This window comes from Streptococcus sanguinis, from assembly GCF_008329445.1.
GTDB lineage: Bacteria > Bacillota > Bacilli > Lactobacillales > Streptococcaceae > Streptococcus > Streptococcus sanguinis_O.
In genome coordinates, this window is record NZ_VIBR01000001.1 from 765,418 (window position 1) to 789,924 (window position 24,507).

General features: G+C 43.2%; 20 protein-coding genes. 3 read left to right on the top strand and 17 right to left on the bottom strand.

What is annotated here, in order from left to right:
* Window positions 1-103: 103 nt before the first annotated feature.
* From FKX92_RS03960 to FKX92_RS03975, 3 genes are all read right to left on the bottom strand, one after another.
* On the bottom strand, window positions 104-961 hold the full coding sequence (locus tag FKX92_RS03960; RefSeq protein ID WP_187759374.1) for a GNAT family N-acetyltransferase: 858 nt from the start codon (window positions 959-961) through the stop codon (window positions 104-106).
* Between the two features lie 112 nt (window positions 962-1,073).
* Window positions 1,074-3,035, bottom strand: coding sequence for a peptide ABC transporter substrate-binding protein (locus tag FKX92_RS03970; protein WP_101771300.1), 1,962 nt, complete (start codon window positions 3,033-3,035; stop codon window positions 1,074-1,076).
* A 284-nt stretch (window positions 3,036-3,319) separates the two neighbouring features.
* Window positions 3,320-6,118 carry a glycoside hydrolase family 3 N-terminal domain-containing protein gene (locus FKX92_RS03975; RefSeq protein WP_187759375.1) on the bottom strand — a complete coding sequence of 933 codons (2,799 nt, stop codon included), beginning with the start codon at window positions 6,116-6,118 and terminating at the stop codon, window positions 3,320-3,322.
* A gap of 236 nt (window positions 6,119-6,354) precedes the next feature.
* On the opposite strand from FKX92_RS03975, the gene FKX92_RS03980 reads away from it, so the two are divergent.
* The gene (locus FKX92_RS03980; RefSeq protein WP_149565593.1) at window positions 6,355-7,095 is read left to right on the top strand and encodes a hypothetical protein; all 741 of its coding nucleotides are present in this window, start codon (window positions 6,355-6,357) and stop codon (window positions 7,093-7,095) included.
* A gap of 97 nt (window positions 7,096-7,192) precedes the next feature.
* Here the strand turns inward: FKX92_RS03980 and FKX92_RS03985 are convergent, their stop codons facing one another.
* The 9 genes from FKX92_RS03985 to FKX92_RS04025 form a co-directional block, all read right to left on the bottom strand.
* The gene (locus FKX92_RS03985; protein WP_149565594.1) at window positions 7,193-8,545 is read right to left on the bottom strand and encodes a vWA domain-containing protein; all 1,353 of its coding nucleotides are present in this window, start codon (window positions 8,543-8,545) and stop codon (window positions 7,193-7,195) included.
* A 250-nt stretch (window positions 8,546-8,795) separates the two neighbouring features.
* A complete protein-coding gene (rpmA, locus tag FKX92_RS03990) occupies window positions 8,796-9,089 on the bottom strand; it encodes a 50S ribosomal protein L27 (protein WP_002895619.1) in 294 nt (97 codons plus the stop codon).
* 17 nt (window positions 9,090-9,106) lie between these two features.
* Entirely contained in the window at window positions 9,107-9,451 is a 345-nt protein-coding gene (locus FKX92_RS03995) for a ribosomal-processing cysteine protease Prp (protein ID WP_002900460.1), read from the bottom strand.
* A 15-nt stretch (window positions 9,452-9,466) separates the two neighbouring features.
* Window positions 9,467-9,781, bottom strand: a complete 315-nt coding sequence (gene rplU, locus FKX92_RS04000) for a 50S ribosomal protein L21 (protein WP_002904398.1) — start codon at window positions 9,779-9,781, stop codon at window positions 9,467-9,469.
* Window positions 9,782-10,128: 347 nt separating this feature from the next.
* Entirely contained in the window at window positions 10,129-11,343 is a 1,215-nt protein-coding gene (thiI, locus tag FKX92_RS04005) for a tRNA uracil 4-sulfurtransferase ThiI (protein ID WP_002921425.1), read from the bottom strand.
* A 3-nt stretch (window positions 11,344-11,346) separates the two neighbouring features.
* A complete protein-coding gene (locus FKX92_RS04010) occupies window positions 11,347-12,489 on the bottom strand; it encodes a cysteine desulfurase family protein (protein WP_149565595.1) in 1,143 nt (380 codons plus the stop codon).
* A 98-nt stretch (window positions 12,490-12,587) separates the two neighbouring features.
* Window positions 12,588-14,498, bottom strand: coding sequence for a fructose-1,6-bisphosphatase (locus tag FKX92_RS04015; RefSeq protein ID WP_149565596.1), 1,911 nt, complete (start codon window positions 14,496-14,498; stop codon window positions 12,588-12,590).
* A gap of 41 nt (window positions 14,499-14,539) precedes the next feature.
* Window positions 14,540-15,358, bottom strand: coding sequence for a pyruvate, water dikinase regulatory protein (locus tag FKX92_RS04020; RefSeq protein WP_002921431.1), 819 nt, complete (start codon window positions 15,356-15,358; stop codon window positions 14,540-14,542).
* A 5-nt stretch (window positions 15,359-15,363) separates the two neighbouring features.
* Window positions 15,364-15,993, bottom strand: a complete 630-nt coding sequence (locus tag FKX92_RS04025; RefSeq protein ID WP_002921433.1) for a CBS domain-containing protein — start codon at window positions 15,991-15,993, stop codon at window positions 15,364-15,366.
* Between the two features lie 245 nt (window positions 15,994-16,238).
* On the opposite strand from FKX92_RS04025, the gene ppdK reads away from it, so the two are divergent.
* Both ppdK and FKX92_RS04035 read left to right on the top strand, forming a co-directional pair.
* Window positions 16,239-18,860: a pyruvate, phosphate dikinase gene (gene ppdK / locus FKX92_RS04030; protein WP_149565597.1), complete on the top strand. Its 2,622-nt coding sequence runs from the start codon at window positions 16,239-16,241 to the stop codon at window positions 18,858-18,860.
* Window positions 18,861-19,044: 184 nt separating this feature from the next.
* Window positions 19,045-19,461, top strand: coding sequence for a DUF6556 family protein (locus FKX92_RS04035; RefSeq protein ID WP_004187116.1), 417 nt, complete (start codon window positions 19,045-19,047; stop codon window positions 19,459-19,461).
* Between the two features lie 71 nt (window positions 19,462-19,532).
* Here the strand turns inward: FKX92_RS04035 and FKX92_RS04040 are convergent, their stop codons facing one another.
* From FKX92_RS04040 to murB, 5 genes are all read right to left on the bottom strand, one after another.
* The gene (locus FKX92_RS04040; protein WP_061595209.1) at window positions 19,533-20,603 is read right to left on the bottom strand and encodes an ABC transporter substrate-binding protein; all 1,071 of its coding nucleotides are present in this window, start codon (window positions 20,601-20,603) and stop codon (window positions 19,533-19,535) included.
* A complete protein-coding gene (locus tag FKX92_RS04045) occupies window positions 20,600-21,373 on the bottom strand; it encodes an ABC transporter permease (RefSeq protein ID WP_002900472.1) in 774 nt (257 codons plus the stop codon). Before FKX92_RS04045 ends, FKX92_RS04040 begins: the two co-directional genes overlap by 4 nt.
* Window positions 21,370-22,176, bottom strand: a complete 807-nt coding sequence (locus FKX92_RS04050) for an ABC transporter permease (RefSeq protein WP_149565598.1) — start codon at window positions 22,174-22,176, stop codon at window positions 21,370-21,372. Before FKX92_RS04050 ends, FKX92_RS04045 begins: the two co-directional genes overlap by 4 nt.
* Window positions 22,157-23,314 carry an ABC transporter ATP-binding protein gene (locus FKX92_RS04055; protein ID WP_002904388.1) on the bottom strand — a complete coding sequence of 386 codons (1,158 nt, stop codon included), beginning with the start codon at window positions 23,312-23,314 and terminating at the stop codon, window positions 22,157-22,159. Before FKX92_RS04055 ends, FKX92_RS04050 begins: the two co-directional genes overlap by 20 nt.
* A 180-nt stretch (window positions 23,315-23,494) precedes the next feature.
* Window positions 23,495-24,400: a UDP-N-acetylmuramate dehydrogenase gene (gene murB / locus FKX92_RS04060; RefSeq protein WP_061591850.1), complete on the bottom strand. Its 906-nt coding sequence runs from the start codon at window positions 24,398-24,400 to the stop codon at window positions 23,495-23,497.
* Window positions 24,401-24,507 lie beyond the last annotated feature (107 nt).

Genomic DNA, 24,507 nt, shown 5'->3' on the forward strand with positions numbered 1-24,507 from the left:
ACATATCGTCTCATTATACCATAAACAAAGGCAGAACAAAAGAAACCAGCTGTAAGAAGCCAGTTTCTCTTTTTAAGTTAATGAGCAATCTGAGACAAATTTGCTATTTTTCTTTTAGATAAACAACCTCTGTCATCTCTTTGAAGCCTAGCTTTTTATAGAGTTTCGAAGCTCGGGTGTTCTGCTTTTCTACTACAATCTGAAACTCCTGTCCATTGCGCTCATTTAAATCCTGCATACTTGCAAGCAAGAGATAGCTTCCTAGCCCCTGACCTTGAAAATCTTGATTAACCGCCAAACCGAATAAATAATTAGTCCCAAAATCCGTATCAATCGACACAGAAGCTACAACTCTACCATCTTTCTTCAAGATATAAAGCAGACTGGAACCACTGCTAACGGCTTCTCTGGCGTATTTCAAGGCAACATCTAGCGGTGTCTCAAAGACTTGGGACTGAAAGGCTGCAATCTCTTCAGCCAAGTCCAAACTCCCCTGCAAAACCTCAATCCCTTCTCTTTCTTCTAGAGGAAAAGCTTGAGCAGGCTGTGCCAGCCAGATTTCCGCTTCATCCTCTTGGTAATCAAATCTCCTAGCAAAGTCAGGTTGATCGTTCAAAAAAGCCAGCTCCGCTACATACTCAATCTCGGTCAAATCATACTGATCAGCTACCTTGGCAAAATCAGCTAGGAGTTGATTAGCCACACCCTGACGGCGATACGCCGGCAGAACATAGAGAGAAACCTCTGCTTGGCCAGGTTCATCCGCGTAGACAGATAAAAAGCCGACGGTTCGGCCATCCATCTCAGCCAAAAAGAAGGCTGGCATTTCAGGATCTGCATTATAATTATTATCCAGATAGGGCAGTCTATAGCCTCCATCTACCTTATTACACTCTTGAACTAATTCAAATAATACCTGCTTTTCTTTCTCAGGTAATGCACTATAAATTCTTACTTTCATCTCTTTCACTTCCTTCCAGTATTTCTTTCTATTTTACTACAAAAACCTTAGTCAAGTCATTCAAAAAGAGGCTGGAAAAATCCAGCCCCAATGTCGCTAAGTTAACCGTTTTTTATTTTTCAACGTGGTCAGCAAGTTCTTCCTGGGCTTTTTTATTTGCCGCAGTAGCTTCTTCTTTCCATTTTTTCTTAGCAGCTTCATATTCTTTGGTCGTTACAACATCCTTCTGAAGCTGAGTCAGCTTGAAGTTGTAAGCTGAACCTTTGACACCAACTGGTGAGTAGGCCTTTGTAAATGGCACTGATTTAGTAACAGACGGTGTTGCTCCTTGTGAAACAGTCGGAATAATCAAGCCGCTATCTAGCAACCAAGCTTCCGCTTCTGCATACTTTTCATAACGCAGCTGCACATCGTTGGTTTCAGCATTGGCTTCTTCCAGCATCTTAGTATATGTATCCAAGCCAAGCTCTTTAATCTTATCATTGTCTTGACCTGGTTCAAAACCAAAGTTTTGCAAGCTTCCGCCGTTCTTGATATTGAGAGTATCTAAGTAGGTAGATGGGTCTTGGTAGTCACCGGTCCAACCACCAGTAGACATATCATAGTCTTTTTGAGCAGCAGAGTTAGCAAAATAGGTGATGTTATTAAGATCGTCTGTGCTCATCTTTTGCAGATCAATGACGACATTTTCTGCTCCAAGAGCCGATTCGATAGACTGCTTGGTTGAGCTAGCCCATTGAACTCCAATAGTGCTAGACTGATCCACAGGCATATCTAAGTGAATTGGGAATTCAACTCCCTTAGCCTGCAAGGCCTGCTTCGCTTCTGCAAATTTCGCCTTAGCTTTTTCAGGATTGTAGTAAGGATCTTGAGCGTCAGAGAGGTCAATTCCTTGCCATTGGCTGCCATAGTTGACTAATTTTTCCCCAACAACGGTTCCAAAGTCCTTGTCGCCAATTTGGACAAAAGTAGGCGGCACTAAGGTATTTCTCAAGACCTTAGTCGCTCCGTCTTCACCATTTCCTTGCGCACCATAAGATGTACGGTCAAAGGCAAAGTTGATAGCCTGACGGAAGTCTTTGTTCATGATTGCTTCGTTAGTAGCAGATTTTTGAGCGTCTGTTGTTTTAGAAGTATGATTGTAAGACTGACGGTTATAGTTGAAATTATAGTAATAAGAAGTAGAATCCTGCGGGCTGTACACGATATTGTCAGCATATTTCTTCTTGACTGAAGCAAAGCCAGAGCTATTCGGATAGAGACGAGCAGTACTGTAGACGCCATCGCTAAAGTTACGAATCAGCGCTTCCTGATCATTTCCATCGTAATAAGTCAGCTTGATGCTATCCAGAGTCACATTGTCTTTGTCATAGTAGTTTTGGTTCTTGACAAATTCCATCACAGACTTGGAAGTCAGAGACTTGAGCAAGTAAGGACCATTATAGAGGATGCTAGATGGCTTGACAGAGCCAAAATTGCTTCCTTCTGCTTTCAGAAACTCTTCATTGACTGGGAAAAGAATCGTACTGGTCGTTTTAGAGTTCCAGTAAGGCTCCGGACGGGCCAAAGTGTATTGCAGGGTATGGTCATCAATAGCTTTGACACCAACATTGTCAAAATTCTTATCTTCACCCTTGATATAAGCATCCAAGCCCTTCACAGAGTCCTGAACTAGATAAATAGCTTCAGAATTTTCATCCGCTGCATACTTCAAGCCAGTCACAAAGTCCTGAGCTTTTACTTCTGCATATTCTTCACCATCGGATGTGTACCATTTAGCATCATCACGCAGCTTATAAGTATAGGTCAGACCGTCCTTAGAAACTGTCCATGACTTCGCGATAGAGGGAACCAGATTTCCGTACTCGTCATTTTCAAAAAGTCCATCGACCAGGTTGGAAATGACATCATTTGTCGTTGCACGGTTTGTAGCAAGATAGTTCAAGCTGTCAGGGTCTGAACTATAAACGTAAGTATAATTATTTGTGCTAGATGAAGACTGGCTACAAGCCGTTAGCAATAGCCCGGCACTCAGTGCAACTCCAGTCGCAATCAGCCACTTTGATGCTTTCATGGATAGAACCTCCTTTGATGTTACATTTTATAACATGAACTATTATACCAAAAAGCGTATAAAAAGTAAATAGTAAACCGATGACAGTTGAGTAAAATATTCAAGCCTACGTATTTTTAGAAAACTCGCAAAGCTCTCTGCTGCAGCATTCCTACAAAATTCCAAGTAAAAAAGAAGAATCCGCTTTTACTGCAAACTTGCTTTGGATTCTTCCTTTTTGTTATTTTATCAAGAATGATTAGAACTGTGAGCTCTTCAACACTGCTCGCTCATTCTTTTATTGATTATAGTCTGCGAGAAGACAAGTCATATAGATAGACAGCTCCAAACAAGAACAAAGCACCCAGCAAGACTAAGAACAAACTGCTGCTGTCTCCTGTTTTGGGAAGCTGGCTTACCTGTGCAGCCTGCTGACTTAGTTGCTGACGAGAACTTACAGGTTCAACAGAACGCAAACTCAACTGAGGAGGAGTTTGTTGGCCTGGAATCGTGTTCTGCCCAGCTGCAGCAATCTGAACAAGCTCCTTGTAATAACCTTCTCCCATGCTGAATTCTCTATCTTGACTGTCAATCAAGGTCAGAGAAAGTACCGGACTGAACTGACCCTCTACTAAACCTTTCAAGCTGATCTCAACCGGATTGGAATCATTGGCTTTTTTAGAAATCAGAACAGTATCGCCAGAGATGGTATAGTCAGGACTTGGCAGGATGTTGAAATGCTGACTATCAATCTTAAGGGCAAGACGGTAGTCATTTTTCTCTAGACCGTTTAATTCACTCAGGGTAACCGTAGCTGTAAAAGGCTGATCTAGCTGAGCAGATGCAGGGATATTGACTTTGATATCCTTAACCGGATCTGTATAAAAGAGACCATGCCCGATAGGATAGGCTACCTCTGTCTCGGACATGATACCATCCTTGATACTCGGCACATTTACTGGTAACTTCCCAACATGATTTTGACCATTGAAAATGACTTCCACACCAGCTGGGATATTAGGGCCGAAGGCATTGTCCGGCTTCAAAGACTCAGTTGGATCCATACCCTTGTTTCCATAAACTGCTACAATAGCCTTGGCATTAGGATAATTCGCTACATCATAAGGTTTAGAAATGCTCATGATAGCTGCTTGTTTTCCAGTTTCATTTGCATAGCCCACAACTTCTGTCGGAACTCTTGTCAGCCAGAAATCGCTGGCTAGTTGAGATTGACGCCCAATTTCAGAAATCAAGACTAGGTGAGTTGCTTGGTCAATCTTCCCTTTCAAATCTTCTAACTTGGTTGTTTTGCTGTAGTTTAGCGCTTCATATGTGACACCTGCTGGAATCACTCCGTCCGCTATCAGACGCTTGACACCCAGCTCTAGTCCAGGCACTTCATCGTCATAAGCAGCTAACAGCAAAATCCTGTCACCAGATTTGACCTTAAAAGGCAGAACAGTATCATCGTTTTTAACTACGGTCACTGCACTAGCAGCGATTTTTCGTTCAGTATCTCTGTTTAACTCTGAGCCAACAGTTACTTCAGCCTTAGCTTGGGTACGTTCAGATGGGTCAAAGTCTAAAATACCTCGTTTTTCTTTTAGATTCAAGATGCGAGTCACTGACTCATCCAATCTGCTGACTGGAATATCGCCTCTCTGAACTGCCTGTTCAATATCGTTGATAATCTTATCGATTTTAGCTAAATCACTCTTGCTGCGTAAGACGGTTGGCATCAGCACCACATCTACACCTGATTTGATAGCCATGATAGCCGCTTCAGATTCTCCGAAGTTTTTGGCAATTGCATCCATGCCCATAGCATCAGATACCACCACTCCCTTGTAGCCAAATTTCTTGCGAACAATGCCGGTAATAATGTCATCAGACAAGGTAGCAGGGATATAGATGGTTTCCCCAGTTTGTTTAGATATAACCGTGTCTTTTTCAATCTGAGGATACTGAATATGGGCTGTCATCAGCATATCAGCGTTTTTGTCAATGGCAGCCTTGAAAGGAAGCAACTCCAGTGCTTCTAACTCTGCATAGGACTTATCTACCAGAGGCAGACCAGTATGAGAATCTACCGCCGTATCACCATGCCCAGGGAAATGCTTAGCCGCTACTGCAACATTGTATTTCTGAATCCCCTCCATCATAGCCGTTCCCAAACGGGCAACCACCTTAGGATCTGAAGAGAAGGAACGCAAACCAATAACGGGATTCTGCGGATTGTTATTTGTGTCAAAAACTGGGGCAAAGTTGACATTTAAACCTAGAGCAGATAGTTCCCGTCCGATGATCTGACCTGCTTGATTAGCCAATTCCGGATCACGCGTCGCGCCAACTGCCATGTTGCCAGGAAGAGCTGTCCCGCTGCCCAAACGATAGACGATACCACCTTCTTGGTCAATCGCGAGCAAGAGCGGCAGCTTACCATTTTTAGCTTGATTGCTTATAGCTGCTTGCTGCAGGGCTTGCGTCAAGGCTAAGGTTTGAGCAGTTCCCTTCACATTTTCAGCAAAAAGAATGACACCACCAAAGTCGTATTTATCAACCGCTTCTGCAACTTCTTTATTAAGCTCTGTCATATCAGACTGAGAGGCCTGCCCCTCTTGCTGCCATTTTCTGAAGTCTGGCATCAGCATCTGGGTAATCTTCTGACGAAGCGTCATATCCGCCACAAGCTGCTGCACTCTCTTAGAAGCCGGCGGCGCATCACTCGCTTCCTGATCCTGCGTCTGATTGGCAGCTGAGGAAACTTCTGCAGGCTGGGCAGTCGCTGGTTTGGCAGAATCTTCTACTAAATTACCAGTATTGCCTTCTTTGGTTGAAGCAGCAGTTTCAGTAGCTGCAACTGACGGAGCATCAGAGACTGGCAAGGCTTTTTCGGCAATCTGACTATCCTGACTTGGCGTACCACTAGCTCCTACACCACTATCAGAAGAGTCCGTTACAACTGCAGCACTTGCTTGTTCAGACTGGTTAGCAGATTCCAGCGGCTGATTGGCTGTATCCGCCTTTATGGCTCCCAATGGCCAAAAAACAAGCAATGACAAGGCAAGTGCCAATAGCAATTTATACCTTTTCATCATAGGCATTCTCCTTTCATCCCTATAATAATAGCACAAAAAACGATGTTTGTAAACGTTTACATATTATCTAATTATTGTTTGTTTTTATCACCAATTAGTAATATAATCTCTATAAAAATGAAATAGTATTACAATATTATAGAAATGTTACAGAGGTATAATTTTATAGAAATAACATAACCTAACTGTTAAAAACAAGATTCTTTTATCTTGTGCTAACAGTTGCATAGAAAGGATTTGCTATGAGACAAGAAAAGAAGACTAAAGTAATGCTCAACCGCCGCTACTGGCTGGGGCTTTCCCTGGCTTCTGCTGCGACTTTAGCCGCTGCTTTGATTTCCACTGGAACAGTTCGAGCGGAGAACAAGTCAATCCCTGACTGGGTTTCTAGACGTGAAGTTGGTATTTACGATCCTAGTGTACCAGATATTGAGGACGACCCTACTATCTTTGATGATCCAGGACCTATCAAGGTTCCGGAAGCTCCTAAGCGTGACCTTCCTAGCTCTATTGATGAAGAAACTGGTGAAAGGATTAGAAATAGAATCGTTCTTTACAAGGGTAAATACTATGCACTTGATCCTTATAGATCTATATACGAAGTTCGGGATGATCCAGGAGAACAAATTCCGACGAATCTAAAAAACTCCTTCTATACTAGCCCAACAGGTAAAGTCTATTATTTTGACGAAAAAGGACGAAGGGTCATCAATCTTTACAGTGTAGACGGCAAGCAATACTTCTTTGATTCTTACGGAGAAATGGTCAAAAACAGATTTGTTAATTACTCTGAATATACTTATTACTTTGGAGAAGATGGGACACCTTATAAAAACGGACTTTATAAGATTGGCAAGTACTATTATTACTTTACCGAGTATGGCGATCTTTTGAGGCAAGGTTCTTTCGACTACAAAGGAAAGACCTATTATACTAATTGGCATGGCGTTGTCAATATAAAAGACGAAGAAGTTACACCATAACGAAAAATACCAGAAATGAGGACGTATGTCTTCGTTTCTGGTATTTATTTTATTCAAAATCACTCAAATAGAAAATTCATTTTTTATAAGCAGATGGTTATTGTTCTTTTGATTTTCTTACACTAATACCTAGTCCCAATCCAGCCAGAAGCAAACCAAGCCCCACAACACTATAGACTGCCTTTTCGCTACTTCCTGTTTTAGGAAGAGACTGTTCTGATTTGGCCAAAAGTGTTGGTGCCTGAACATGGTAGACGGTAGATGTAGGCATTGTAGTACGACGCTCAAGATAGAATTGATAACTATCTTTTATGATTTTATAATAACGTGCTTCATTGACACTTTCAACAATCCATGAAGTGGTTCCCTTTGTCAGAGCATCAGCCAAGTTATTTTCGATATCAAGCACTCTGCCTTCTGTTGCAAAATTTTTGTAAATTCCCTCAATCGCTTTTACCGTCGCTACAGTTCTTTCTATACCAGCAGCTTTTAGAGCCGCAAGTGTATCAGCAACCGTTGGAATTGAAGGATCTTCTTTCATTTCAGCATCTGTTAATAAAACGACGAATTTCTTATTTTTAGATGACTTAGACCAATCATAGGTCGAAATAATCTGGTTCAGGGCAGGAGTTGGTGTTTCTGGAGTATCTCCTCCACTCGCTATACGAATCGCAGCCAATGCCTTTTCGAGCTCAGCCGGATCAGTTGTAAAATAAGATGACCCAAACCGTGTTAGAACCGTATCTTCATCTTTGCTGCCAGAATTACGGCCGTAGACTTCATCACTAAATGTCGCCAAGCCAAAACGTGCTGTAATCCCCTCTTTAGTAATATTTCGTACAAATTCATTAATATTTGCACGAACAATATCAATTGTGCTGCCCATGGATCCTGAACGGTCGACAACAAAGACAATATCAGCTGAACCAGCTTTTGTTACAGTTGGTGGCGTTGAGGTGTAGGTAATGGTTGTAGTCTTATCCACTCGCTCGTACTGCGTATAGGGATTCCCATTTTCATCTGTGCCAGATAAAGTATTTTCAGTACGTCTAGTTATTGGATCTGGCGCCTTATCAACCTTTGCCGGAGCCACTTCTGTCTTTGTAACATCAACAGTCGCCGTTTCAACACGGACTGTTTGATTGCCTTCTTGACTTTCTTTGACATCAAGAGGCGATACATTTTTTGAGACATCGATCAAATCTCCTGGTTTCGCTGCAGATTCTTCAACAACAGGTTTCGTCGTATCAGCAGCAATTTCAGCACCTGCAGCTTCAATCGGAGAGCTTACTGCTTCAGTTTTTGCTATACCGCTTGAAGGTGGTGTGCCAACCTGGTCTGCAAAAACATGCGAAGCTTGTGAAAAGGCAAATAGAAGAGTTGCTGATGCTAATCCAACTTTCAATTTGTACAATGAAAAGCCTGGAAGTTTAAATGATTCTTTTTCCATAATTTCTCCTTATCTTTTTAGATTTAGAAACATGATTGCATCTATTTTATATAGAATAACATAAAAAAATAGGAACTGCAAGCGATTTCAGATATTTATTAGTCTAAAAATTAAAATTTTAGAATATTCTCAGAGTTTGTATGCTAAAATTGATGAGCATCATCATGAATTATTAAATAAATACTTTATCGTGCCGTCTCTAATAAGAAATCCCCATGCTCAATATCCGAGCATGGGGATTTCTTATTAATTATTTAGCGATTGGGTAAACAGAAACTTGTTTCTTATCGCGTCCTTTGCGTTCAAAGCGTACTACACCTTCAACTTTTGCGAACAAAGTATCGTCTCCGCCACGTCCAACGTTGACACCTGCATGGATGTGAGTGCCGCGTTGACGGTAAAGGATAGAGCCGCCAGTTACGGTTTGACCGTCAGCTGCTTTAGCTCCCAGACGTTTCGCTTGTGAATCACGTCCGTTAGATGTGGAACCTCCACCTTTTTTGTGGGCGAATAGTTGCAAGTTAGCAAGATTCATTTTTAACATAATGTTTTTCCTCCGTGTTAGTTTTCTGTGATAACTCTGGTTTGGACGAACTCAGATGAGTCCTCCGATAAGTTTGCCATTCCTAGGAAAAATGATTCAAAGAAAAGCTGAGTCATTTCTCTTTGGTGTGACGGTATATCCTGAGGAATTTCAACCTTCAGATAACCGCCTTCTATTTCGTTTAATTCTAAGTTTGGTTCGTAGCCTGCGAATTTCTCAACTGAATTGACAAAATTAATGGCGAGCGTCGAAACGGACGCACACACGACATCAAAGCCGTATTCACCACTCGCGGCGTGACCTGTGATTTCTGCACGCCTCAGTTCGCCATCTTCGGCTCTTTCAAAGACTGCTTGTATCATTTAATCTCCTTAAAATTAAGCGTTGATAGCGTTGATGACAACTTTTGTATATGGTTGACGGTGACCTTGTTTACGATGGCTGCCTTTTTTAGGTTTGTACTTGTAAGTAACAACCTTCTTTTGCTTGCCTTGTTTTTCAACAGTTCCGACAACAGAAGCTCCAGCAACAAGCGGAGTTCCTACAACAGTGTTTTCACCACCAACAAGAACAACTTCATCAAAAGTAACATCTTGACCAGCTTCAGCGTTCAACTTTTCAACGTAGATTGCTTGACCAACTTCAACTTTAACTTGTTTTCCGCCAGTTTTAATGATTGCGTATGTGCTCATTATGCACCTCCTATGATTTTTTGGGGTTTCCCCGAATTTTGTGAAGACTCGCCTAGCATCGTGGGACGAACCACTTAAGAGAAGAGCTCTAAGTATAACAAAGAATAAACTAGGAATTGAGCCGAAGGCATAACTTGTGTTAGGCAAAGCGACAATGACGAAGTTTAAATTTGTTATACGACGAGCAACGATGTTCGTGCGGTTGCACAGGAATGTGCATAGTCAACTCTATAAGTATAGCACTTCTGCAGCTCTTTAGCAAGCTTTTTCATCTCATGAAAACGGATTTTTAAGAATTGTTTTTAGATTTTGTCTGCTAATGCACAAAGACTACTTCATTCTTGCTATTACAACAGCCCCTCAATCAGCTCGTCAACTTCATCAGTCTCTGCTTGTGGTCTGATTTCTGTAATCATGATGCCTGCAACAGCGCGTTCTACCAAACCTTCAACATCTAGGTAAGTTTCGTACTGCTCTGCATTCTTGATTTTTGGATTGGTTTTAGGCCGGTCTGGAGCAAAAATGGTACAGCAGTCTTCAAATGGCTGGATAGAGATTTGGAAAGTATCGATTTTTTCAGCAATGTCAATGATTTCCAGCTTGTCCATGGTCACGACAGGACGTATAATCGGTGTATTGGTTACAGCGTTGATAGCCTGCATACTCTCAATCGTTTGACTTGCCACCTGACCAAGACTTTCTCCGTTGATAATGACTTGAGCGCTCCGCTCCTCTCGAATCCGGTCCGTAATACGCATCATAAAGCGACGGGTCAGTGTCATGAGATAGGCTTCTGGAGCCTTGGCCTTGATTTCCTCCTGAATCTCTGTAAAAGGCACTTCGATAAACTGGATGTTGCCGCCAAACTTGGTTAATTTCCGAGTCAGATCCTGAGCTTTTTTCAACGCACCTGGACTGGTGTAAGGCGGACTTGCAAAGTGAACCGCCTCGATATCTACCCCCCGCTTGAGAGCCAAATAGCCCGCCACCGGTGAGTCAATTCCTCCCGACAGCATGAGCATACCCTTTCCTGAAGTACCAACTGGCAGGCCTCCAGCACCACGAATCGTCTCATAAGAAATATAGGCCGCTTCTTCACGAATTTCGACACGTAGCTCAATATCCGGCGCTTTCATCTTGACCTGAACATTGGGAATAGCCTCAAAAACAGCATCACCAAGTGTATGGTTAAGCTCGCGGCTATCCAATTCAAAACTGTGATCACTTCGCTTGCTGGTAATTTTAAAGGTCATGCCCTCTTGATAGACGTCCTTCATAATGGATTGGACAGCTTCGATTAGGGCTGGTACAGATTTTTCAATTTTGTAAGACGGCGAGAAATTCTGAATCCCAAAAATCTGCTTGAGCGACTCAGCGACCGGCTGATAGTCTGTTCCATGCAGATAGACATGGGTCCGGTCACGGTCAGCCTTGACATGGACCTGCGGATAGACTGACAAAACAGCCTGGATATTGCGTTTGAGCTTGTTGATAAAGCGCATGCGGTTCTTGCCCTTGGTTGAGAGCTCACCGTAGCGCACCATAATTTCTGAATAATGCATTGTTTACCTTACTTTTCTGGTTTTTTCGTAAATAATTTTAAAAGTTGTCAAAAACTGCTCCATCCGGCTCATATCATTGTCAAGATCCAAACTGATACGGACAGCAGTCTGAGCGAGAGATTTCTCGACGCCCATAGCGATTAGGGTACCTGCTGGCTTTCCAGCCTTGGAAGAACAAGCGCTGGTAGTCGAGATATAAATCTCGTAGTCTTCAAATGCATGAACGACGACTTCACCCCGCACTCCCTTGATACCAAAGGTTAGTATATGAGGCGCAAAATTTTCCATGTCTGAGAAAATCACCACATCTGGATACTTCTGCAGCTCTTCAAAGAGAATCTTCTTCATATGAGCCGTCCGCTGGGCAAATACTTCTTGCTTTTCCATGGACAAACGCAGAGCCTTAGCTGTTGCTGCAATGCCAGCTAGATTTTCCGTCGTCGAGCGCTTGTCCGACTCCTGACCGCCACCAGTCAAGAGGGGACTGATTTTCTTGCCAGACTTGATATAGACAAATCCTACGCCCCGGACACCGTGAAATTTATGACTGGAAAATGTCGCAAAATCCACGCGATCCGTCAGATAAGCAGCTGTCGGAATCTTCGTAACGGCCTGCACAGCGTCCACATGAAAGGAAATAGTCGGCTTGTCTGCTAGCAGTTCGGATATTTTCTGAATGGGCTGAATACTGCCGATTTCATTATTGACTGCCATGATGGAGATCAGAGTGGTGTCTGGTCGAATCAGCTCTGCTAGCTTATCTACATCAACAAAACCTGCCTTATCAACTGGGGCAAAATCCACTTCAAACCCTTGACTCTGCAGCCAGAGAGCTGATTCTTTAACCGCTGGATGCTCAATGTTGGATACGATGATGTGTTTGCCAAAAGGAACTTTTTCAAAAGCAACTCCCTTAAGTACCCAGTTGTCCCCTTCTGTCCCTCCAGACGTAAAAAAAATCTCTGACGAAGACTTGCCTAAAAGCTCTGCTATTTGCCGACGAGAAGCTTCTAAAAGACGGGTTGCCTGACTGCCTAAACTGTGCAGACTGGATGGATTTCCCCAGATTTTAGAAGCTACTTCTGTGTAAGCGGCCAAAGCCTCGGGATAAGGTTTGGTTGTCGCTGAATTATCTAAATAAATCATGTTCTTTCCTCTAAATTTCAATACTCCTATTGTAACACGAAAGAGAAACTGGAACAAGAAAGAAAAAGCCCTAAATTCTTAGAACTTAGGGCTAAACTTCAACGGTCATAAAACTCATGCAATAAGCCAAAGAGTTCCTGTTGTTGAGCGAACAAACTCTGACCAATGGTAGTAGATTTGATGAGGGTTCGTTCCTCTACATTTTCAATCACCTTTTTCAGGGAGGTTTGAGCAAAGGGCGATTCTACAACTTTTTGAGCGTTTTGGAAAGGCTGATGGGTCACCAGCTGGAAGCCATAGGAATTATTGAGCAGTGAATAGCCAGCCGTTCCAGTCTTCTTCTGATAGGCCTTGCAGAGGCCACCATCAATGACAAAGAGCAGACCTCCACCACGGATAGGCGACTCTCCCTTGCCCGTCTTAACCGGAGTATGACCGTTGACCATCCTAGACTCTTGAGAAAAGAGGCCAAATTCTTCCAAAATCAGCTGGCAGACTTTCTCAGAATTACGATAAGAAAAATAAGAATTTTCCACTTCCTTGTGGGTGACCTTATCTTCAATGAAATAGCGCTCCAATGTGGTCATCTTTTCTTTACCAAACAAGGGCGACAGCTTACCTTTCCAGCAATACCAAATCAAATCAGTCGACAAATCGTCGCTCACTTCCTTATCCTTGGCCGACTGCCGAATATGATACTCGAAGAAATCAAGCAATTCCTTGCCTGCATAATGGGCTTGATTGAGAATGAAAGGCTGGAATTCTCCTGACGGCTCCAGAGGAATGCAGCCGTGAAAAAGCAAGTGCTGGTTGTAAATCTTATACATAGAGCCCTTGTTCATCAGAAGACTCATATGCTCAGCCATCTTTAGAGAACTTTGGAATGAGGCCAGCATACTGTCTACAGCTTGATTTTCTTCTGGTGTCAAAACTGACGGATTTTCCGGATTAACCGTTTGGAAGCAGGTGTTGACTAGGGCATGCTTAGTATCGTCAATGGTAATGCTTTCTTCCCAATAATCAATCTTGTCCAGCATAACATGGTCCTGCATCTGGAATTCAGGCCGTCGTTTGATGAGTTGATTTTCCAGCTTGAACTGGATAATCGACAAGGCTTGGTGAACTTTTTCCAGTTGCAGAATTTCCTCTTCAGAAAACTCCTGCTCTCTGCCACCAAGAATAGGCCTAAACTTAGGATTAGACTGGTAAGTCTTGTCCGCAAAAAGAGTCAAGGAGCGCAGGTTTAAACCATAATCTTTCTCTATATCCCAGAGATAGCCATAGCGAGCTGCGATGCGCAGCACATTGAGTAAGCAAGCCTTAGAGCCAAAAAAGGCTCCCATCCAGATAATGTCGTGATTGCCCCACTGAATATCGAGCGAGTGAAAACGCTGCAGTTCATCCATGACCTGAGCACTGCCGGCTCCTCTGTCAAAAATATCTCCAACCACATGCAGATGGTCAATCAACAACTGCCGAATACTTCGGGCCAAGCCTAGAATAAAAGGCACCGCTTCCCGCAATTCAATCACATAAGTCAGGATATTCTCAAAATAGGATTTTTTATCAGCTAAAGCCCTGTCACTATAGAGCAACTCCTCTATAATATAGGCATATTGTGGCGGCAAGGCCTTTCTAACCTTGGAGCGACTGTATTTGGCACCCGCAAAAGCCAGCAAGTTCAAGAGCTGAGGAATGGTTTCCTGATACCAGTCTTGGCCTTTAGTTTCTTCCCCCAACACAAGCTCAGGATAGGAAACCAACGCTGACAGGCGGTCTTTGTGTTCTTCTGACAAGCTGTCTCCAAAACAGTCCTTAATCTTCTCATTGAGAATACCTGCACAGCTTCTCAAAATATAGTCAAAAGCAGCAAACTCCCCGTGAATGTCACTTATATACAGCTCCGTTCCTTTGGGCAAGTTCAAAATTGCCTCTAGGTTAGTCAGCTCTGTAATGACCTTCTGCCGGGTATCAAATTCTTTCAGTAAAATACGCTTATATTGCTCCATCTTCAGTCCTCACTATATAACCGCTCACTCAATCTTCTTTCTTATCTCAATTTCTTTAAATGATCTTCAATCAAGAAAGCCGTCTCCTCGATTGATTTATCAGTGATATTGATGACATGTGCCCGATACTTTTTAAAGACTTCTTTTGAGTAGTCCAGTTCTTCGTATATTTTTTCCAGATCTGTATAGCTGGTTGACTGGGTCAATCCCAGAGAATTCAAACGATTACTTCGTATCTTAGACAGTTTTTCTGGCTCACATAAGAGGCCGATAATCCGCTCCGGATCAACCTTATCCAAGACCTGAGGCAGAGGGACTTCTGGAATCAAAGGCAGGTTAGAAACCTTGTAGCCTTTATTAGCCAGATAAATACTGAGTGGTGTTTTAGATGTACGGGAGACCCCCAAGAGGACCAAGTCTGAATCTAAAAAACCTTGCGGTGCCTTGCCATCGTCGTATTTAACTGCAAACTCAATAGCGGAGATTTTATTAAAATACTCAGTGTCCAGCCGGTGCAGTGTACCCGGAACTTCTATAGGATTGGTGCCCGTCTTTTCTCTAATAATCTCAAAAAATGGGTGCATCAAATCCAAATAAGCAAGGCCATTGGACTTACTGAACTCCCTAGCTGCAGCAGCTAGCCTACCATCGACCAGTGTACTGATGACAAGGGCATCGTCCTTGATGGCATCGCGCAGAATATCCAGCAATTCTTCTTCCTTGTTGATAAATGGAAAACGATAGCTGTTATTAAAAATAATATCTGGGTACTGGGCTGTCACTGCAGACAACAGCTTCTGCGAAGTCCCCCCCAAAGAATCTGAAATGCTGTAAACAATAATTTCTTTCTTCATGTTCATTCCTCTTATCTATTAACCTCAGCGCTTCTGGCCTCTTGAATAATATAATCCAGCAGAGCTGACTTGGTCACAGTTCCTAAAAGCTTACGTTCATTATCCTTATCCACTACCGGCAGTGAATCAATCGCAAAATCCTGCAAAACTGCTGCCGCTTCCAAAATATTCATATCCTTGTAGCAAGTTTTAATATGGGGCATTCGGGTCATGCAGACCGCTACAGGCGTGCTGTCAATGTTAGTATTGAGCGAAGCCCGCAGCAAGTCCTTACGCGACAAAATCCCCAAGAGCAGCTTATGCTCATCAATGACATAGAGAACATCCGCATCATACATAAATAAGGTGATAATGGCATCTTGAATAAAGGAATCATGAGATACCAAAACAGGAGATGTCATAATTTCCGCCACTTCCTTTCGAAAGGTATCGAAAAAGAAAAGCGTCTCTAAATCCGAGCCCGAGTACGTGTAACCAACTTTTGGCGTAGCCTTCAAAATCCCAACCAAGGTCAGAAAAGACAGGTCCGAGCGCAAGGTCGCCCGAGAAATATCGAGTAATTCAGAGATTTTCTCACCGCTGAGTGGCTGGTGTTCTTTTACAATTTCTACAATTTTCTTTTGCCGTTCACTTAATTTCAAATAGGTCTGACTCCTTCGTTCTTTATAATAGATGATTAGCCTGATTTCGCTTAAAATTTAGGAATTATTACTCATATTTTATTTTTAAACGTTTAAATAATCATCATTTTGTAACACATTATAACAAAAAAAGAAAAATTGTCAATAAAACAGGATGCTTTTTTCGGTTGACAAATATATGTGATGTATATTACAATGTAGTTGTCCTACAATATGACACATATTTCATAATTTTGGAGGTAAATATGGCGAAATGGATTTACTCCTTCGAGGAAGGATGTGCAGATGACAAAGCCCTGCTTGGCGGAAAAGGAGCCAACCTAGCTGAAATGACCAATTTGGGACTGCCTGTCCCTCCAGGTTTTACTATTACCACAGAAAGCTGTATCGAATATTTAGAAAGTCCTTATTTCTTTGAATCTTCTTTAAAAGAAGATATTTTGGAAGCGGTTACTGAATTAGAAGAAAAAACCGGTAAATATTTCAGCGGCAACGACTCAGCCTTGCTCTTAGTGTCTGTTCGAAGCGGAGCCAAGTTTTCTATGCCGGGCATGATGGACACTATTCTCAATCTAGGTCTAAACGATTTAAGAACCCAGACTCTGGCTGAGCAGACCAATGCTGACTTTGCCTACAACTGCTACCGCCGTCTGCTTCAAATGTTTGCTGATGTCGTTTATGGTATTTCCAAGGACGAGTTCGATGACCTCTTGGGCTATTTTGAAAAGAATGCTGGCAAACAGGCCAAGGATTTCACACTGGAAGAGCACCAAGCTTTGATTGAGCAGTATAAGCAGCTTTATCGCGAGCATCATCAAACCTTCCCCCAAAGCTCTAAAGAACAGCTCTATGCTGCTATCAAGGCGGTCTTCAAGTCTTGGAATAACCCTCGAGCAAAGGTTTACCGCAACTTGAATGATATTCCTCACGACCTGGGAACAGCGGTAAATGTCCAAGCCATGGTTTTCGGAAATAGCGACCAGGCCAGTGGTACAGGTGTTGTCTTCACGAGAAACCCTGCCAGCGGTGAGCATCAGTTATTTGGCGAATTTTTGCTCAATGCACAAGGAGAGGATGTCGTAGCCGGCATTCGAACACCTGAGCCTATCGCTGCACTTGAGACAGCTCTCCCTCAGGCCTATGCAGCCTTCCAAGACTATGCTAAGATTCTCGAAAACCACTATAAAGACATGCAAGATATCGAATTTACCATCGAAAAGGGTAAACTCTATATTCTCCAAACTAGAAACGGTAAACGAACCGCCAAAGCATCTTTGAAAATCGCCTTAGATTTGGTAGACGAGGGCATTATCAGCAAAAAAGAAGCTCTCCAGCGCGTATCTCCTGCTACGATTAGCCAACTCATCCATCCTGTATTTGAAGAAAAAGCTCTGCAAGATGCTCCTTTCTTGGCTCAAGGACTGCCAGCCAGCCCAGGTGCTGCAACTGGCGAGATTGTCTTTACAGCTGAGCGCGCCAAAGACTACCACTCCTTGGGTAAAAAGGTCATTTTAGTCCGCCAGGAAACTTCACCTGAAGACATTGAAGGTATGGTTGTCAGCCAGGCCATCGTAACCAGTCAGGGCGGTATGACCTCTCATGCGGCTGTCGTAGCTCGGGGAATGGGAACCTGTTGTGTGGCTGGCTGCGGTGAGCTGACCATCAGCGAGGACAGCAAAACTGTTTCCTGCGGAAGCCTTGTCTTGACTGAGGGTGATGTCATTTCAGTTGATGGTAGCTCTGGACGCATTTATAGCGGAGAAATTCCGACCGTCCTAATCGAAAATGACCAAGAACTTCACCGCTTGCTTTCATGGGCAGATAAGTTCGCACAACTCAAAGTCCGTGCCAACGCAGAGACCGTTCAGGATTTGAAAACAGCTATTAAGTTTGGGGCAAAAGGTATCGGTCTTGCTCGTACTGAACACATGTTCTTTGATCAGGAACGAATTCTAGAAATGCGGCGCCTGATTCTAGCCGACAACGAATTGGAAACCAGATCCGCCCTCAAAAAACTGCTGGAGTTCCAAGAAGAAGACTTCTATCAAATGTTCCAAGCAGTTCAGGACAAACCTATGATTATCCGTCTTTTGGATCCGCCGATGCATGAATTTCTACCTAAAGATTCACAGGAAATCAAGGCTTTGGCTGACAAGCTGCACAAGTCACCAGAAAAACTGACTCGCCGCATTGAACAGCTGCAAGAAAGCAATCCAATGCTAGGCCACCGTGGCTGCCGTCTGGGGATTACGCAACCAGAGATTTACAAGATACAAGTCGAAGCCGTCTTCAAGAGTGCTATCAAGCTGAGTCAGGAAGGATTGACCGTCAAACCAGAAATCATGATTCCGCTGATTGCAGACAAGGCTGAGCTGGACTCTGTCAAAGCCTTTCTTACCCAACATATCACCAAACTCTTTAGGCATCAAGGTCTGGAGCCTTTCCCTTATGAAATTGGCACCATGATTGAACTTCCGCGTGCCTGTCTGGTTGCAGACCAGCTGGCTCAAGAAGCGGACTTCTTTAGCTTTGGTACTAACGATCTGACCCAGATGACCTACGGTTTCTCACGAGACGATATTGGAAAATTCATCGGCCATTATAAGGAGAAAGAAATTCTTCCTTTTGATCCTTTCCAAAGTATTGACCAGGACGGCGTTGGTGAATTGATGCGGATAGCTATCAGCAAAGGGCGTCAAGTTAAGCCTGAACTTCCTATCGGCATTTGTGGCGAGGTCGGTGGTGATCCGGCTTCCATTCCTTTCTTCCAAGAAATTGGTGTCACCTACGTTTCCTGCTCTCCTTATCGAGTTCCAGCAGCTAGGCTGGCTGTCGCTCAAGCTGCACTCCAAGATGAGAAGGCATGATTACTTTGCTATTCTAGCTCAAGAAACTGCTCAATCCAAATTTGAGCAGTTTCTTTTCTTGACAGCAATCTTCTGTGTGCGTTTTCATAAATAAAAATTTGATTTTTTAAAGACATTTTCAGATAAAAAACGTATAATGAGAGATAAGAAATCATTGAAATTTTAAAAGGAGATTCTTGCAAGCATGGAAAACTATTCTCGTAGTAATAAAAATAAGACAAAATCATCTAAAAAACCTACTAAACAGCATATTAAAACCGGCCTTTCAGCCTTCCAAAAGACTATTGCAACGGTTGCCAGTATCTTGTCTATCATCATTGCCAGCATCACGATCATGAATCTGACTGGCCAAAAAGATGAAAAATCAAAAACTGATACCAGCAGCTCTACTGCAACGACTACCATCATCAAGGAAATCGAAAAAGAAACTAGCAACCCTGCTTCAACAACTGCAACTGATACAGCAGCTTCCAGCAGTGATACAGCAGCTGTTGAGACTAGTTCGTCTAGCTCTGCTGCAGATACAGCAGCAGGCGACACTAGTGCCTCTAGCTCTGCTGCAGATACAGCAACCAACACTCAGACAGAAGCTTCAAACTAAGCAAGCAGAAAACGCCTAGCTCATTGAGCCAGGCGTTTTTCTTGTATTCATCAAGTAACCTTATTTGACTATCACTTACGATACATCTTGACTTGAAGATAGAGGTCATTGTAGGTTCCCAACCATTTAGGGCCCAACTGCTCATAAACTTCCAGATGTTTCATCGTTTCCTCAGTCGGATAAAAGGCCTCATCTTCCTGAATCTCCTTAGGCAACATGGCCTTGGCAGGAAGATTTGGTGTCGAATAACCAACATAAAGGGCGTTCTTATAAGCATTTTCCGGTCTCAGCATAAAGTTAATAAACTGATAGGCTGCTTTTTTATTTTTGACTGTTTTGGGAATGACAATATTATCAAACCAAAGATTGCTGGCTTCTGTAGGCACGACATAGCGCAGGTCTTCATTGGCCTCTAGCATCTGACGAGCCTCACCAGAAAAGGTCACACCGATAGCTGCATTGTTCTGAATCATGTATCCCTTCATCTCATCAGCCACAATGGCCTTGATGTTTGGCGTCAGAGTATAGAGCTTATCGACAGCCTCCTGCAGCTGATTAGCATCTTTGGAGTTGAGACTATGACCGTCTGAGTTCAGACCAATTCCCATGACTTCACGAGCTCCATCAATCATCATGATGGAGTTTTTGTATTCAGGACGCCAAAGGTCATTCCAATGCTCTGGAGCTTTATCAACCATTTTTTCATTGTAGACAATACCCAGCGTTCCCCAAAAATAAGGAATCGAATACTGATTCCCAGGATCGAAAGGCTGGTCTAAAAAGTCAGATCCGATATTTTCCAAACCTTTAATCTGGCTATGATCTAGCTTTTCTACCAAGCCTTCCTTCATCATCTTGGCAATCATATATTCACTGGGAATAGCAATGTCGTAGGTTGTGCCGCCCTGCTTCACTTTTGTATACATAGCTTCATTGGAGTCAAATGTATCGTACTGGATTTGGACACCAGTTTCCTTAGTAAACTCAGTCAGCAGCTCAGGATCAATATAGTCACCCCAGTTGTAAATAACTAACTTATCGCTTTCTTTACTCTGCGTCCGACTTTCGATCTGGTAGCTGACACCCCACAAGACTAAGATAATCAGCAGAATCCCCGCTAAAAATGAATAGAGCTTTCTCATACAGTCTCCTCCTTCTCACGGGTGATAAAGTAATACCCAATTACCAAAGCAATGCTGAAGAGAAAGACCAAGGCTGACAGGGCATTGATTTCCAGAGAAATTCCCTGACGAGCGCGGGAGTATATCTCAACAGACAGAGTCGAGAAGCCATTGCCTGTAACGAAAAAGGTCACAGCAAAGTCATCTAGTGAGTAGGTAAAGGCCATGAAGTAGCCAGCGATGATAGCTGGAGTCAGATAAGGAAGCATGATTTCTTTCAGCATTTGCAATTGGCTGGCACCTAAGTCATAGGCAGCCTTAATCATATCATCATTCATTTCCTTCAGACGCGGAAGAATCATCAGCACCACAATCGGAATGGAAAAGGCCACATGGCTAGCCAGCACAGACAGGAAGCCCAGCTGGAATTTTGCAGTAGTAAAGAGTATCAGGAAACTAGCCCCAATCATGACATCCGGCGCTACCATGAGGATATTGTTGATAGACAGAAAGGCATCCTGATACTTCTTGCGGGCTTGATAGATATAGATGGCTCCAAAAGTCCCAATCAGCGTCGCAATCAACGAAGACAGGAAAGCCAGAAAGAAAGTCTGAACCAAAATCAAAATCAGACGTGAATCCTCAAAGAGATTCTGGAAATGGCTGAGACTGAATCCTGTAAAGCGATTCATATCTTCCCCAGCATTAAAAGCATAAGCAATCAGGTAAAAGATGGGGATATAGAGCACCAAAAAGACAAAGGCCAAATAGAGATTTGCAATTTTTTTCATCGCCCTCTCCTTTCCTTGGTTGCCCACATGGTAAAGAGCATAGCAACAATCAGTACCACTCCGATAGTAGAGCCCATGCCCCAGTTCTGAGTGGTCAGGAAGTGCTGCTCAATGGCAGTTCCCAGAGTAATTACCCGATTACCCCCGATTAAGCGGGTCAGCATGAAGAGGCTGAGACTAGGGATAAAGACTGACTGCACCCCACTTCTGACACCATTCAAGGACAAAGGGAAAACAACCCGACGGAAAGTCTCCCAGCGATTAGCTCCCAAGTCGTAGCTGGCATTGATAAGATTAGGATCCAAATCATCCAGAACGTTGAAAATGGGCAGAATCATAAAGGGTAGCTCAATGTAGCTAGCTACAAAGATAAATGAAAAGTCCGTAAAGAGAATCTGCTGCGGTCCTACTCCGATAAAAGTCAAAAATTGATTGATTGAGCCATTCTGACCGAAAATACCAATGAAAGCATAAGCTTTGAGCAGGAGATTGATCCAGGTCGGCAGGACAATCAGCATCAGCCAGAGCTGCTTGAGCTTGAGCTGAGTCAAAAAGAATGCGGTCGGATAGGAAATCAGCAGGGTTACAACAGTAATAATCCCTGCATAAAGGACCGAATTCAGACTCATCTTGAGATAGGTCCAGTTCTGAGATGTGAAGTAGGTCTGGTAATTTTCCAGCGTAAACTGCCCCTCAATGTTAAAGAAGGACTTCCAGATAATCATGACAACAGGTGCCAATACAAAGAGGAAAATCCAGAGTAGATAGGGCAAGAGAAAAAGATTAGAGGTTGTTTTCTTCATCGCGTTCCTCCTCAATGGCATTGATCAGACCCGCTTCCTGCTCTTCTACTTCTACATATTCTTCGATACGGGCATCGAATTCTTCTTCAGTTTCATTGAGACGCATGATATGGATATCTTCAGGCTCGAAATGCAGGCCAATTTCTTCACCAACAATGGCCTTGCGAGTTGAGTGAATCATCCATTCATTGCCCAGTTCATCGTAAGCGATAATCTCATAGTGGACACCACGGAAAAGCTGGGTATCAACTTTAACCTGCAGCTTGCCTTCTTCTGGCAGAGTAATCCGCAAGTCCTCCGGCCGAATCACCACTTCAACAGATTCATTTGGGCGCATCCCACCATCAACTGCTTCAAAGCGCTTGCCGTTAAACTCAACCAGATAGTCCTCAATCATCTTACCTGGCAGAATATTGGACTCGCCAATGAAGGTTGCAACAAAATGATTAATAGGCTCGTCATAAATATCGACAGGCGTCCCCGACTGAACAATTTCACCGTCATTCATAACGAAAATCCAGTCGCTCATAGCCAGGGCTTCCTCTTGGTCGTGCGTGACAAAGACAAAAGTAATGCCCAGACGTTGCTGCAATTCCCGCAGCTCATACTGCATATCTGTACGCAGCTTCAAATCCAGAGCAGACAGAGGCTCATCCAGCAAAACAACCCGCGGCTGATTAATGATTGCCCGCGCAATGGCTACACGCTGGCGCTGACCGCCCGACAGTTTGCGAATAGAACGGCGCTCAAAGCCTTCCAGCTGAACCATTTTCAGTACTTCAGCAACCCGCTCTTGAATTTCTTTTTTATCAACCTTGCGCAGACGCAGCGGAAAGGCAACATTTTCAAAAACATTCATATGCGGAAACAGTGCATAGGACTGAAAAACCGTGTGAACGTCTCTTTTATTAGTCGGAATATCATTGATGCGGACGCCATCAAGAAAAATATCCCCGTCCGTCGCATCCAAAAGTCCAGCAATGATGTTCAGAATCGTTGATTTTCCAGAACCAGAAGACCCCAGCAAAGTATAGAACTTTCCTTCTTCCAGCTCGAAATTAATATCTTTCAGAACGACAGTGTTATTATCTTCAAAAACTTTTGAAACGTTTTTAAACTCGATGATTGGTTTTTTCAATTGTCATAAATTCCTTCTTTCTCGTATTAACAGATTAAGGGTTCTGTCAGACCGCTGCTACCTCGTGAGGGCTGTAAAGGCCCTTTATAAATTCCGTGTCGATAGGCTTTCACCCCCTTACTAAGTTGCAGCCAGCTGCAGTTCCTTATCCAGCATACTTCTACTGGAAATCAATCTGTCTTACAGAGATTCACCAATGATGCGGACTTCGCGCTCCAGAGTAATACCTGAATTTTCCCGCACCCTTTCAATCACATGAGCGATAAGATTTTCATAATCTTGAGCCGTTCCTTTATCAACGTTAATCATAAAGCCGGCATGTTTCTCAGATACCTCTACACCACCGATACGATGCCCCTTAAGGCCTGCCTCACTAATGAGCTGACCAGCAAAGTGACCCAAAGGACGCTTGAAAACAGATCCACAAGATGGATATTCCAAAGGCTGCTTGAGCTCCCGCAGATGGGTTAAGCGCTCCATTTCCTGACGAATCGTTCTGTGAACACCAGGTGAAAGAGCAAACTTAGCAGAAATAACGATATCGCCCGTTTCCTGAACCAGTGAATGACGATAGCCAAACTTCATATCCCGAACGTCCAGCGTTTTGACTTGCCCCTGAGGAGTCAGTACCTTACAAGATACCAAAACATGAGCAATCTCACCGCCATAAGCTCCAGCGTTCATAAAGACAGCTCCGCCGACGCTGCCTGGAATACCACAAGCAAACTCAAAGCCTGTCAGACTGTTCTGCAGGGCGATATGAGTAGTCTGGATCAGATTAGCACCAGCCTCTGCCTCAATCATATAGCCATCCACCGCTACATTGTTGAGCTTGTCAAACATAATCACGAAACCTCGAATACCGCCATCTCGCACAATGATATTACTGGCATTTCCCAGCACCATCCAAGGAATGTCCTCTTGGTTAGCAAAATTGACAATGCGAGCCAGCTCATAACAATTGCGGGGAAAAACTAAGAAATCGGCTGCACCCCCGACCTTTGTGTAGGTGTATTGACTCAAAGGCTCATTGAAGCGAATGTCGATTCCCTCTAATTCAGATTTTAATTTCTCTAGTTTTTGCATGATTTTCTCTCTTTTATGTAAACAAAATACACTCTATTATATCAAAAATCTATAGCATTTACGATAGATTACAAAGAAAAAGCTGAGAAAGGTCAGCTTTTTAACGC